Genomic DNA, 13,332 nt, shown 5'->3' on the forward strand with positions numbered 1-13,332 from the left:
ATGTGGGCACAAAGTTCATTTTTTCAGGAAGGCTGAGCAAATTATTCTTTACCAAACTTAACTCCATTCATTTGTCGAGTGAAGTTTTTATTTTCCTTAATCTCAACTCGTTTTCTGAAATGTATTCCACTTCAAATAATTCTTTTTTTCCTACCAGCGTCATTTCTAGTTGGTGATAATTTATTAAGACCCAACTTCCTTTTGATTCTTCCACCTTGTCAAATAACCTATTTATTAAAAGCCCTTTTTCTGTATCTTTATATTCAGTCTTAACTATTTTCGTCTTGGTATACTCCAATTCTCCACTTTCAACAAAGTTATAAATATCCCCAATTCCATTAATTTTTTCAATTTTATGCATAAATCTATAGTCATTGAATTTGGGGTTAGGGGTATATCCGCCATTTGCTGCTGGATCGTGAATGATCCACATTCCATTAATTTCCTTTTCTGTAATTTCAAATGATTTTTCCTCAATCCGATTGATCAGTTCAATTGTTTCGATTCCCCCTATATTATATTTTATCTTTTGATTTAGGTTTTGGAATTCGTCATAAAATTTCCACAAGCCATGCCGTTTCCCATCTAAAAATTCGCCTTCAGCTTTCTTGTTCCCATTTGAGTAATAGAAAGTCCATTGCTTAATAGGAAGTAGTAAAGTGTCCATATATCTACTTTCTGCATACGTTGCGGGGCTAATTACAACTATTGTATCTCCTGTTGTTTGGTTTGAAACCATTACATATCCCTCTCGCTTTTTTCCCCAGGAAGCGCTTTTGTATTCCACTGTTGTATCGGGGTTTTCATAATACTCAGTATATAAAAATGTTGAATCATTATTCCTGAAATATTCCTTGTGAATGTTGCCATTTGCATATTTCTCTTGAAGAAAAAAAGTCTTCTCATCAAATGTCTTGTCTCTTTTAAGGGACTGCCAATTGTATTCAATCGTTCCGTTATGATAGAATCCAATTGTATCAATATTGGCTGTTTGGCCTAAAATTACGGGATTGTTCAAAAAAGTGTGTCAAAAGATTTTTATTGACCTCAGCGTCAAAAAGTGAATTGCCGATCAAAGGAGGCAATTTACTTTTTGACGCTGAGGAGCCGCCCCTAGGCGGCTTTCTTGTCAAGCATCTATCCATTTGGAGAAGCGCTCCCCAAAGTACTCACTCAACTCCTTTTGCACACTTTTCCAGTGATAAGCCTGCCGTTTCCAGCTTTTTTCATTGGTGGTCAGAGCTAGAAAAAGTTGCTTGGTCAAGGCATTTTCATCCGTCCAGGCACCTTTGGCTTTGGTGACCTTGCGCATCACCCGATGGAGCGCCTCCACTGGGTTAGTGGTATAGATCATGCGCCGAATATCGGATTTAAACGCCATGAAAGCCATCAGTTCACTCCAGGATTCCTCCCATTTTTGGGCAATTTCTTTGTAAGGTTTATCCCATTTTTCTTTGAATGCAGCCAAGGCATTCAAAGCTTGCCCTTCTGTAGCAGCAGTATAAATCTTTCGTAAATCAGCACATACAGCCTTGATATCCTTGTCTTTAACAAATCGAGTCGAGGACCGAATCATATGCACCACACAACGCTGCACGATACTTTGAGGGAACACTTCCTCAATCACTTCTTTGAAGCCTTTAAGGCCATCAACACAGAAAAATAGTACATCTTCAACTCCACGTCGTTTGAGATCTTCCAGTACCAAGCCCCAGTTTCGGGCTCCTTCATGGGCTTCTACATATAATCCTAATACATCACGACTCCCTTGGCTATCAACTCCATATACTGTCTGCACAACCTTTGTATCATACCGACCTTCCTGTCTCACTTTGTAGTGAATCCCATCCAAATAAATGATCGCATAACAGGGGCTTAAGGGACGACTTTGCCACTCCACAATCCGGTTCCATACTCGGCTAGTCACCGCGCTGATCGTGCCTGTACTTAACTCAACCCCATACAATTCCGCCAAATGATGACGGATATCTTCTACCGATTGACCCCGGCCGTACAAACTCAAAATCATTTCATCAAACCCTGTATGTAGCTCTCGCTCCCATTTGCCAACCACTTTCGGTTCAAATTCTCCCGCCCGATCACGTGGTGGTGACACTTCTATTGGCCCAAACTTGCTCCGTAAGGTCTTCTGCGTGTGGCCATTACGACGATTATTTGAACCTTCCTCTCTGCTCTCTGATATTTGAGCATCCATTTCCCCTTCCAAAGCGGCATTCACCATATCTTGCAGTAGTTGGCTGAAGATCCCGTCTCGACCTGTCAATCCTTCTCCGCTGTACAAGGCTTTTAGAACTTCTTTCCGAATTTCTGAATTCGGGATTAAGTCCTCCATTCTTGGTCTTTGTTTCCGTTCCTTTTTCATGTTTTCAAAGTTAATTCCTACTCTTTAACTTTGACACACTTTTTTGAACACTCTCAAAATTACCCCCTTATAAATTAGCATTAAAATGAATACCAATGTGGCTCTTTTCATTTTTCTCGATTTCTACTTTCCAGATGATATCCAATTATTTTAAACCTCAAAAATACTTCGCAGCACCTCCGCCTCCCTTGCAATCGCCTCAGCCGAAACCTCCCCCATCTCCCCCACTCTCCCCAATACCTTCACCCCGCTCAACTCCTCAATCGCTTGTTCCGAAGCCACATTCTCTGCTCCATTGTACAACAATCCAGCCAGCGGAATCCCCCGCGAACGCAACACCTCCAAGCTTAACAAAGTATGATTAATGCTCCCTAAATAATGCCGACTGACCAGGATCACGGGCAAGTTCAGGTGTTGGATCAAGTCCAGCATGGATTCCTGATGATTCAAGGGCACCATCAAACCACCAGCACCTTCTACAATCAACGGACGGGAGGTGTCGGGCAGTTGGAAATCCCGGACTTTGATCTCCACCCCATCAATGGCCGCGGACGCATGGGGTGAAAGGGGCATGTTCAAACGAAAACGTTCAGGATGAATGCGGGTATGTGGGTTGCTGACCCAGCGCTGGATTTTCAGGGAATCGGAATTGTCCAGGTCTCCCGATTGAATGGGTTTCCAATAGTCGGCGTGGAGCGCCTCGGTGAGGATGGCGGATACGATGGTTTTGCCGATTTCGGTGCCGATGCCGGTTACAAAGTATTGATTCACGATGGTCGTATCTTTTGATGAATCGGTCAGAGGAGAACCAAAGCGGCATTTTGGAGCACAAAGGACACAAAGGAGGGCACAAAGGGCACAGAGAGAGCGACTTTGACGTCGCTTGTAACTTGTTAAAGACTTCAATCGTAATCTAGATTCAGCCCCCTGTCAACATCTCACCTTTGTGTTCTTTGTGCCCTCCTTTGTGTCCTTTGTGCTCCAAAATGTCGCTTTAGCCATCCCCAAACCAACTCTATGTTTTTCAAATCTTAATCCCTCTCTCCAACAACTCCAGCAACTTCCGGATGTGCTCTTCCGTATTAAAACTGTGCAAACAAATCCGCAGCCGTTCCTGCCCTTTGGGCACCGTCGGATGCAGAATCGGCCACACCGCAAATCCGTGGTCTTGCAGCGTTTTCGCCAGTTCCCTCACCGCCGAATTGCCTGGATACACCAAACTCTGGATCGCACTGCGGCTCGGAATAAACAGTGGACGCAATGAAGCGGGCATTTGTTCGGTAAAAAAGCGGATATTTTGCTTCAAGGCCCTCAGTTCGGTTCCTTTTTGCATTTCCCGGTAGGCCGCTTGAACACCCGCCAAACCATGCCAGGGCAAGGCTGTAGTGTAGATGAAGGGTTTGGAAAAATTGATCAGGTAGTCGATTAAGTAGCTCGGGCCACAAATCGCGGCACCGTGGCCACCTAAAGCCTTGCCAAAGGTGTAAATCCGTGCCCAAACCCGCGCTTCCAAGCCCAATTCAGCCACCAATCCGCGCCCTTCCGGCCCTAAGACCCCGGTCGCGTGCGCTTCATCCACGATCAGGGCAGCCCCATATTTTTCACACAACTCCAGCATTTCGATCAGAGGAGCTTCATCTCCATCCATCGAATACACACTTTCTACGACGACAAAAATCTGGCCTTTGGCTATTTGTAACTTTTGCTCCAAATGCTCCAAGTCATTGTGGCGAAAAGAATAATGAACGGCTAAACTCAGTTTCAGTCCTTCCCGCAAAGAGGCGTGAATCAGCTGGTCGTAAAGTATGGTATCATGCCGCTCGGCCATACAAGACAACAAGCCTTGATTGGCGGCATAACCCGAATTGAACAAAAGTGCTTTTTCGCTGTGATGAAAAGTCGCCAAAAAGTGCTCAAAGGCTTCCATTTCTTGCCGATTGCCGCTGATCAGGCGTGACCCAGTGGCCCCCAAAGGACCATCCTCTTCCAAAGCGTTTTGGATGGCTGTTTTTACCGCCGGATTTTGTGCCATGCCCAAGTAATCATTGCTGTAAAAATCGACCAGATCCAGAGCCACAGTTAAACGACGCAATGAATTAGCCTGTTCGCGGTTGAACAGCTCGGTCTTCATTTTTTTAGCAATTTGGAAATCGTTTTTCATCTCAAATCCCTTTCTACTGAACAAAGCGTTAACTTTACTGATTCATTTGTAAAAAGTTTACCCAGCTATGGAATTTGGGAAACTCCCCGACATCAGCAAAGTCGATTTTAGTTTGCCAGAGGATGCCTCTGGCACTGCTGAAACGCTGCGAAAGTACAACAAGTCTGAAAAATTCCACTTCTACATTGGCTGCACGGGTTGGTCGATGAAAGAATGGGTGGGCTCCTATTACCCGGCGGGTACCAAACCGGAAGGCTTTTTGCGCGCCTACGGCAAACAATTCAATACCATTGAGCTGAATACCACCCATTACCGCATCCCCAGCCCGGAACAAATCCAGAACTGGAAAAAAGATACACCAGCTGACTTTCGTTTTTGCCCAAAAATCCCCCAGATCCTGAGCCACAGCCGGGATTTGGGCATCAGCAATCCGCTTTTCCTCAATTTTTGTGAAGTCACGGCTCAGTTGGAGGAAAAACTGGGGGCCTGCTTTTTACAACTACCACCCCATTTTGGCCTACAACAAGCGGGAATTCTGGAGCGCTTTGTAGAACGTTGGCCCAAAGAACTCCCGCTGAATGTGGAAATGCGCCACGAATCCTGGTTTGAAGGCCCTGCCGGTGAGCGGGAGAAAGCATTAGGCATGCTGACCAAGGCGGGTATCGGCACCGTGCTCACCGATGTAGCCGGACGGCGTGATGTGTTGCATATGCACCTAACTTCAGCGGTGGCAATGATCCGTTTTGTGGGGAATGCCCTGCATCCGAGCGATTACAGCCGCATTCAGGACTGGATTCCTCGTTTGCGCGGCTGGCATGAGGCGGGTTTGCAGGAGGTGTATTTTTTCACCCATGAACCCGATAACTTGTTGGCCCCCGAATTGGCCGCTTATTTGCATCAATCCCTGTTGCCCTTTACTGAAATTGTGGCCCGAGGACCGGAAAAAATCACCACCGATGCAGCCGGTCAAATGAGCCTGTTTTGATGAAAGCACTGGAACTGAATAGCGACTTCAAAATTGCGCTCGATCTGATCGAAAAAGAGGGCAAAAACCTGTTCATCACCGGCCGGGCAGGCACGGGTAAATCTACTCTGCTGCAATTGTACCTCAATACCACCCGTAAAAAAGTGGTAGTCCTGGCCCCCACCGGAGTCGCTGCCCTCAATGTACGGGGGCAAACCATTCATTCCTTTTTTGGCTTCCCTCCGCGTTTTATTTCCCCCCGCGAAATCAGCAAACGGAAAGACCGACGGCTTTACCGGAATATGGATGTCCTGGTCATCGATGAAATTTCGATGGTCCGGGCCGATATGTTGGACAATATTGACTTTTTCCTGCGCCTCAATCGGGATAGTCCTTTACCTTTTGGTGGGGTGCAAGTCGTCTTTTTTGGCGACATGTTCCAGTTGCCCCCGGTGGTTTCTACCGACTTTGAACTGGAGGTTTTCAGCAGCACCTATGAGTCCCCATTTTTCTTTTCCGCCCAGCTGTTTCGACAAGGATTTGAACTAGAAATGTTGGAATTGCGCAAAGTATACCGCCAGGACAACCGGCATTTTTTGCGCCTGCTCGACGCCATTCGCCTCAATCACGCCGACCAGGATGACCTGGATGAATTGAATGAGCGGTATGAGCCCAATTTTGAGTCCGAAGAACTCTACATCACCCTTTGTGCCCGCAACGCCACCGCTGATCGCATCAACCAAAGTGAACTCAGCAAAATTGATGAGCCGGAGCGCAAGTATCTGGCTTCGGTCACTGGAGAATTCAACCCAACCCAATACCCCGCTGATGCTGCACTCTGTTTGAAATTGGGTGCCCAGGTCATGCTGTTGAAAAATGACCCAGAGCGCCGCTATGTGAATGGCACCATCGGTAAAGTTGTAGCCCTGGAACAGGAATCGCTAAAGATTTTGATTGAAGAAAATGGCCTGGAGTGGAAGGAAATTGAAGTGACGCCCGTGACCTGGGAAATCATTCGCTACAAAAGTGATCCGGCTAATCCCGATGAAATCCTGTCCGAAGTGATTGGAACTTTCACTCAGTTCCCCTTGCGCCTGGCCTGGGCGGTAACCATCCACAAAGCACAGGGCAAAACCTTTGATCGAGTCATCATTGACCTGGGGACTGGTGCATTTGAACATGGGCAAACGTATGTAGCACTCAGCCGTTGCCGCACCTTAGAAGGCATTGTATTGCGGCAGCGCATCCGGCCACAGGACATGTTAACGGATCTACGGATTGTGGAATTTTATCAAATTATGCAGGGAAGGTGATGATGGGCACTATGCAGTGGGACAAAAATACCCGCAAAATCCTAACCCACTCCTAAAATTTCGGGCACAGCACCGTCTCATTGTCATAATTCCCCAAAAAGGCCAGGGAGATTTCCAATGCCCCCAAACGACGACCCGAACTAGCCAGATTGCCCAAACGCGCATCATAACTGACTCCGATCAGGAAATTATTGTATTCAATACCAGTCATCAGGATCACGGCATCCGGTACAAATCTATTGGTAAAATTGCGCACCGGGCGCACCCAACCACCCACATGTAAAGCCGTTCCTTCTATGTCATCCAACAAAAAACGGAAGTTCCCACCCGCATTAACCGTCAGGTGTGGCCCTTGAATGTAACCCAAAATGCGGGGGGAAAACTGCACCCGGTTGTTGATGGGGTATTGCAGGTTGATGTATGCCGAATACTTGCGAAACAACTGATTGTCGTTGCGGCGTTCCTCTACCTCTTCTTTTGCATAAAAACTCACCTGGGGCTCCAGCACGTGGTGCATGGCTGCTCCGGCAAAAACGGCCAGTTTGTCGCCTGGAGCGTAGGTATAGTTGAGTCCAACTGCGATATCGCCGTAGCCAAAATTGTTGAAGGGGTAGACTTCAGCGGTAGGATCGGTGTACCCATCCTGGCCGTTGAACTGGTCCTCAAAACTCAGGTTTTCGTAGTTGATGTTGCGTTGCCCAATACCAAATTGTACTCCCAACGAAAGGTATTGATCCCCGTAGCGGTTAAGCGCTTTATGGTAAGCGCCCGAAACGCCAATGGTATTGGTGTAAAAATTGACCGAGGCGCTGCGGTCATTTAAAAAGATCATGCCCAAGCCCACTGCATCTTTACCTTTGGTACCTACATCGAAACGGAAATCTGCTGCTGCCGAAAAGGTGGTGTAGGGTTCGTCCAGCAAGTTGCGACCCTGGTCGCGGTATATGGTGGAAATCCGGTATTTGCCATCAAAAGCTCCCGTCAGGCCGGGGTTGAGGTACAATGGGGAAGCATAAAACTGGGAAAAATGGGAGTCTTGACCCGCTAGTTTGGTGATAATCATCAATAGAGTCAAAACTAGTATCGCGTATTGTTTTCGCATAGGAGTATTCTTTGAAATTGGATGCAACATAACGCAGAAAAATTAACTTCCCGATTTGGGTTTTGAATAGGAAGTCGAACGCTTCATTTCAAGTGAGCTTCCTATTCAAAAGCCTCAAAAAAATCGGGAAGTAATTTTTTGCGTCATACAAAAGTACCGAATCAACCCGGCTTTTTCTGATTCAGGGCTAGTTTATGTTTTTACTTTACCCATTCACAACGGTATTCAGCAATTTTTATTATTTTTGGTTCTACGACCACGAATATTCATTGCCTTTGGAAAGCAAACGCCACCTTCATCTAGCCATTTGTCCACTAAGCGTTGTGCCAGTGCGACATTCCCCCTCTCAACGCAGTGAGATGATTTCCCAATTGTTGTTTGGGGAAACGGTAGAGGTCATGGAAGAAAAAGGCAAACAATGGTGTAAAGTGCGCGCCTCCTGCGACAATTTTATCGGTTGGGTAGAAAGCAATCAGCTCAAAGCCATTACGCCCTCCGAATTTGAACGGTTCAACTCCCATTTTTCCTATAGCCTTGAACTGGTACAGCCTGTCATGGGGGCCGATCATTTTATTCCCATCACCATGGGCGCGCGTTTGCCCGAGTTTGACGGCATCCGCTTCCGCCTGGGGGAAGTGTTTTATACCTTCAGCGGCCAGGCAGTAGCTCCCGGAGATTTCCAACCCAGCGCCGATTTTATCATCAAATTGGCCAAACGTTACCTGAATACCCCTTTCCTTTGGGGTGGCCGTTCACCTTTTGGTATGGATAGCCCCGCCCTGGTGCAAATGGTTTTTCAAATGGCTGGCTACAAAGTACCTCGTGAAGCTGCCGAACAAATCGAAATCGGCGACAACATCGACTTCATCGAAAACGCCCAAGCCGGTGATCTGGCCTTTTTTGAAAACAGCCAGGGCCGCATCAGCCACGTGGGTATCCTCATGCCCGAAGGCAAGATTATTCACTGCTTTGGTGGGGTAAGGATCGACAAGATCGACCATTACGGCATTTATGATGAGACCCGTCAGGTTTACAGCAAACGGCTTCGGTTGATCAAGCGAATTTTGCCAACAATTTTGCCGAAGGCTAGTACTGGTGAAATGCCGGAAGTGGAAAGTAGCGGGGTGCAGGCGGAGTTGTTTTGAGTCTTGCTTAATGTAGTGAAATCCACTATTTGTGTAAAAAAGGATAATGTCAGCCAATCCTTTTAATTTATAAATAGAATAGCCCATTGAGAATACCTTTTCAATGGGCTAAGTATTTAAATGAGGTCAGTAATTTCTTCTACTGCACCCCATCTCTCCCTGGCTCAGTCCGTTCCCCTGTCGGTTTCGGCTTACCCCAGCGGTTATTTCCTCCTGGCTTTTTCTTGCGTTGGCCACCGCCACCGCTATTTCCACCTTCTCTATTCCCCGGTGCTGCCGGATTTTTCCGACCATGTTGACCATGACCACCAGCGGGGCGATGAGAATGAGGCCCGGTGCTTTTGCCCCGGCGTGCATTCGGTGAATATTCTGGCCCCTCGCCCAGGCTTTTGGGGGGAGTCAGTTTTTCAATGTCTTTATCGATCAGTTTTTCAATCCGACGGAAGCGGTGCTGGTCCATCGGGGATACCAGGGTGATGGCTTCACCTTTGCGCTCGGCACGAGCCGTACGACCTACGCGGTGTACGTAATCCTCAGGGTCGCGGGGCACATCGTAGTTGACCACCAGATCGATGCCGTCCACGTCGATGCCTCGGCTGATTACGTCGGTAGCAACGATGATGTCAATTTTGCTGTTTTTGAACGCCAACATGGTTTCTTCGCGCTGGTCCTGTTCCACGTCGCTGCTCATTTGACCTACGGAGAGGTTTTTGCGCTGCAGCTTGCTATACAGGGAACTCACCGAAGCTTTAGAAGAGCAGAACACCACAATCCGTTGGCCTCTGCGGTCTTTGAGCAAGTCGGTGACGAGGGCCAGTTTTTGCTCTTCGTACACCACATAAGCTCGTTGGGTAACTCCCTCGGCGGGTTTGGACAGGGCAATGCTGATCGTGATCGGTTGGCTATTCATCAAGGTCCGCGCCAGTTTCATCACGCCATCGGGCATGGTGGCTGAAAACAACAAATTCTGGCGTTTGGCTGGTATTTTAGCAATGATGCGCATCAGGTCGGGTTGGAAACCCATGTCCAGCATGCGGTCAGCTTCGTCGAGGATCAGGAAACGCAGTTTGGAAAAGTTGACATACCCCATGTTGAGATGGGAAATCAAACGACCAGGGGTAGCGATCACAATGTCGACACCGCTGACAAAGGCGTTTTTTTCCTGTGCAAATTCTTTGCCGTCGCCACCACCATAAATGGCAATGGAGGACACACCAGTAAAGTACGAGTACGCCTCGATCACCTGATCAATTTGTACCGCCAATTCACGGGTAGGCACGATAACGAGCGCCTGAGTGCTGTTGGCTACTCCGGATTCGATGATCTCGTTAATTACAGGAAGGATGAAAGCGGCAGTTTTGCCAGTGCCCGTCTGGGCTATTCCTATGAGGTCTTTACCCTCCAGGATGACAGGAATTGCTTTTTCTTGGATTGGGGTGGCCGTCTTATAGTTCATCGCATCGATGCCATCTAACAAGTCGGGATGTAGGCCAAAATCAGTGAAATTCAACGTTAATCTGTTTACTTGACAATAGAAATCAAAATTCAATGCAAAGATGCAGTTTTTTTAGATTAGGAACACAAATTCTTTTTTGGGGGTTGAGGAGGTTGGGGAAGGTTGAGGGAGGTTAAGGCTGCCGCAGCGGCTTAGACAAGGTCATTGTCAAAATCGCTGCGGCAGCCTAAACCTTCTCAACCTTCCTCAACTTTTTCTAAACCTATTTTCTCATCGCCTCCACCGGATCCATCCTCGAAGCCTGCATAGCCGGGATCATCCCCGCCAATACCCCGATGACCGTGGAAAGGATTATTCCCAAAGCAGCGTTATTTACCGAAAGAAACAACTTGAAGGAGTCTGAGATTTGAGACAAACCATACATGGCTACCATGACCAACAGCAAGCCAGCAATCCCACCCAGGATACACAAGATGACCGACTCGATCAAAAACTCGAGCAGGATGATGTAGCGTTTGGCGCCCAGGGCTTTTTTGATGCCAATCAGGCGGGTGCGCTCTTTGACGGAAACGAACATGATATTAGCCACACTAAACATGCCCACCAAGATGGCAAAACCGCCAATAAAAATCCCCAGAATATTGAGTACGTTAAAAAAGCCGCTCAGGAAGTTGGAGATGATGGACAATTGGTTCATGGAAAAGTTATCGTCTTGTTTGGGCTTCAAGCGGCGGTGGGAGCGCAATTTTCCGGTAACCTCGTCTTTCATTTGTTCAAGCGAAACACCCTCTGCCGCTTTGATGCATAGAGTCGCATCGCCAAATAAATTGTTCGACTTAAGGTTGGCGATTTTACGGGCCAATTCATAAGAGACGAGAATCACTTCATCGAAGTTCATCACGTTGATGATGCTCTCACCCGATTTTTCAATGACGCCGATTACCTCGTACTTCCGCCCATTTATTTTTACGGATTTACCAATGGGGTCAAGACTGCCAAAAACGGCTTCGGCCACTTTGAACCCCAAAACACATTTGTTGGCACCATAGTGGTATTCGTTTGGCGAAAAAAAGCGCCCTTGTTCATAATTTAGTTTGAACATGTCCGAAAACTCCGTGGTTACGCCCAGCATGTACGCACGATCGGCGCTCGATTTCAGGTACTTGACCGTACGTCGTCCGATGCCTACATAAAAAGTACTCAATTGGGCCGAGCGAACCTTTTCTTTGACCACCTCATAGTCTTGATAATTGACATTGGGGCGACGGAGGTATTTGAACCAGTTGTCAGGATTTTCAGACCAGGATATTTTTTGGATGTAGATGACATCGTCGCCCAATTTGGACAAACTGCCCCGCACATTGTCTTCCAGCGAATCGACTGCTGAAAAAACACCAATGATGCAGAAGATACCGATGGTAATCCCCAGCAAGGACAAAAAACTACGCAGGCGATTGGCGTTGAGTTGCCCCAAAGCTTGTACCACACTCTCGTAAATGATTCGTAAAACGATGCCCATAATCCGCGCTTATTATTTGTACAAACATAGTCAATGCCCTTCAATGCACCATTTTCAATCGATCAACAACTATTTTTTCCGGTTGAACGTTTCATGTATGGCGTTTTGACTCAATTTGAATAAAGTAAATTTTTTTTCAAACTGATTTATTCCGAACAAAGTTACTATCTTTGTGCTTTTTATCTTTGACCACTAAAAGGAAAACCAAACTGTAGAGATGAGGACCAAACTTTCTCAATTCACTTACGAACTACCCAAAAAACTGATTGCACAATACCCCGCCGATAACCGCCATGAGGCCCGCATGATGGTCATCAACCGGAAAACTGGTACCATTGAGCACAAGGTTTTTAAAGACATCCTGACCTATTTTGACGAGGGCGATGTAATGGTCTTCAACAACACCAAGGTTTTTCCTGCTCGTTTGTATGGGCGCAAAGAAAAAACGGGTGCCAAAATTGAAGTGTTTCTGCTTCGTGAACTCAACAACGAATCCCGTCTTTGGGACGTACTAGTTGACCCAGCCCGTAAAATTCGGGTAGGCAACAAGTTGTATTTCAGCGACGACAATGACAACGACATTCTGGTTGCCGAAGTAGTGGACAATACCACCTCACGGGGTCGTACCATCCGCTTTTTATACGAGGGTACCGATGACGAATTCCAAAAAGAACTCGCTACCCTGGGCAATACGCCTTTGCCCAAATACATCGTTCGACCTGCTGAAGACATCGACCGCGATCGGTACCAAACCGTTTACGCCAAAGAAATTGGCGCGGTAGCAGCGCCTACTGCGGGTTTGCACTTTAGCCGGGAGTTGATGAAACGCCTGGAAATCAAAGGGGTTGATTTTGCTGAATTGACTTTGCACGTTGGTTTGGGTACTTTCCGCAGCATTGATGTGGAAGACCTTTCCAAACACAAAATGGATGCTGAGTATTTCCGCATTCCGGCTGCTTCGGTTGATTTGGTCAACAAAGCCAAGGAAGGCAATCACCACATCTGTGCAGTAGGTACCACTTCCATGCGGGCCATTGAATCGGCGGTATCTGCTGAAGGTTTGCTCAAACCAGCCGAAGGTTGGACCAATAAATTCATCTATCCGCCTTACGATTTTAGCATTGCGGATTCGATGATTACCAACTTCCATTTGCCCAAATCAAGTTTGTTGATTATGATTTGTGCTTTTGGCGGCTACGAACTGGTGATGCAGGCTTATGAGGAAGCAGTAAAAGAAGAGTACCGCTTCTTTAGTTATGGAGATTCTATGATGATTTTATAAGGGTATG

11 protein-coding genes are annotated in these 13,332 nt (G+C 47.0%); 4 read left to right on the forward strand and 7 right to left on the reverse strand.

Going from position 1 to position 13,332, the window contains the following annotated elements; translation table 11 throughout:
* Positions 1-67: 67 nt before the first annotated feature.
* The 4 genes from ACO08K_RS03990 to ACO08K_RS04005 all read right to left on the reverse strand — a co-directional run bounded on the left by ACO08K_RS03990 (position 68) and on the right by ACO08K_RS04005 (position 4,514).
* Positions 68-1,018 carry a hypothetical protein gene (locus tag ACO08K_RS03990; RefSeq protein WP_421795106.1) on the reverse strand — a complete coding sequence of 317 codons (951 nt, stop codon included), beginning with the start codon at positions 1,016-1,018 and terminating at the stop codon, positions 68-70.
* Between the two features lie 111 nt (positions 1,019-1,129).
* Positions 1,130-2,383: an IS256 family transposase gene (locus ACO08K_RS03995; RefSeq protein WP_421795107.1), complete on the reverse strand. Its 1,254-nt coding sequence runs from the start codon at positions 2,381-2,383 to the stop codon at positions 1,130-1,132.
* Between the two features lie 150 nt (positions 2,384-2,533).
* Entirely contained in the window at positions 2,534-3,154 is a 621-nt protein-coding gene (bioD, locus tag ACO08K_RS04000; RefSeq protein ID WP_421795108.1) for a dethiobiotin synthase, read from the reverse strand.
* Positions 3,155-3,407: 253 nt separating this feature from the next.
* The gene (locus tag ACO08K_RS04005; RefSeq protein ID WP_421795109.1) at positions 3,408-4,514 is read right to left on the reverse strand and encodes an aminotransferase class I/II-fold pyridoxal phosphate-dependent enzyme; all 1,107 of its coding nucleotides are present in this window, start codon (positions 4,512-4,514) and stop codon (positions 3,408-3,410) included.
* A 97-nt stretch (positions 4,515-4,611) separates the two neighbouring features.
* Between ACO08K_RS04005 and ACO08K_RS04010 the strand changes: the two genes are divergently transcribed.
* Together ACO08K_RS04010 and ACO08K_RS04015 are read left to right on the forward strand one after the other, a co-directional pair.
* Positions 4,612-5,529 carry a DUF72 domain-containing protein gene (locus ACO08K_RS04010; RefSeq protein WP_421795110.1) on the forward strand — a complete coding sequence of 306 codons (918 nt, stop codon included), beginning with the start codon at positions 4,612-4,614 and terminating at the stop codon, positions 5,527-5,529.
* Positions 5,529-6,821 carry an ATP-dependent DNA helicase gene (locus tag ACO08K_RS04015; protein WP_421795111.1) on the forward strand — a complete coding sequence of 431 codons (1,293 nt, stop codon included), beginning with the start codon at positions 5,529-5,531 and terminating at the stop codon, positions 6,819-6,821. Before ACO08K_RS04010 ends, ACO08K_RS04015 begins: the two co-directional genes overlap by 1 nt.
* 52 nt (positions 6,822-6,873) lie before the next feature.
* Here the strand turns inward: ACO08K_RS04015 and ACO08K_RS04020 are convergent, their stop codons facing one another.
* Positions 6,874-7,923 carry a PorP/SprF family type IX secretion system membrane protein gene (locus ACO08K_RS04020; RefSeq protein WP_421795112.1) on the reverse strand — a complete coding sequence of 350 codons (1,050 nt, stop codon included), beginning with the start codon at positions 7,921-7,923 and terminating at the stop codon, positions 6,874-6,876.
* A gap of 329 nt (positions 7,924-8,252) precedes the next feature.
* Between ACO08K_RS04020 and ACO08K_RS04025 the strand changes: the two genes are divergently transcribed.
* Positions 8,253-9,068, forward strand: coding sequence for an NlpC/P60 family protein (locus ACO08K_RS04025; protein ID WP_421798285.1), 816 nt, complete (start codon positions 8,253-8,255; stop codon positions 9,066-9,068).
* A gap of 139 nt (positions 9,069-9,207) precedes the next feature.
* Here ACO08K_RS04025 and ACO08K_RS04030 read toward each other — a convergent pair whose 3' ends face one another.
* Together ACO08K_RS04030 and ACO08K_RS04035 are read right to left on the reverse strand one after the other, a co-directional pair.
* Complete coding sequence (locus ACO08K_RS04030; protein ID WP_421795113.1) at positions 9,208-10,578, reverse strand: DEAD/DEAH box helicase; 1,371 nt, start codon at positions 10,576-10,578, stop codon at positions 9,208-9,210.
* A 208-nt stretch (positions 10,579-10,786) separates the two neighbouring features.
* Positions 10,787-12,043, reverse strand: a complete 1,257-nt coding sequence (locus ACO08K_RS04035; protein ID WP_421795114.1) for an ABC transporter permease — start codon at positions 12,041-12,043, stop codon at positions 10,787-10,789.
* Positions 12,044-12,260: 217 nt separating this feature from the next.
* Here ACO08K_RS04035 and queA point away from each other — a divergent pair, with 217 nt between their 5' ends.
* Positions 12,261-13,325: a tRNA preQ1(34) S-adenosylmethionine ribosyltransferase-isomerase QueA gene (gene queA, locus ACO08K_RS04040; RefSeq protein WP_421795115.1), complete on the forward strand. Its 1,065-nt coding sequence runs from the start codon at positions 12,261-12,263 to the stop codon at positions 13,323-13,325.
* Positions 13,326-13,332 lie beyond the last annotated feature (7 nt).

This window comes from Haliscomenobacter sp., assembly GCF_965225875.1.
GTDB lineage: Bacteria > Bacteroidota > Bacteroidia > Chitinophagales > Saprospiraceae > Haliscomenobacter.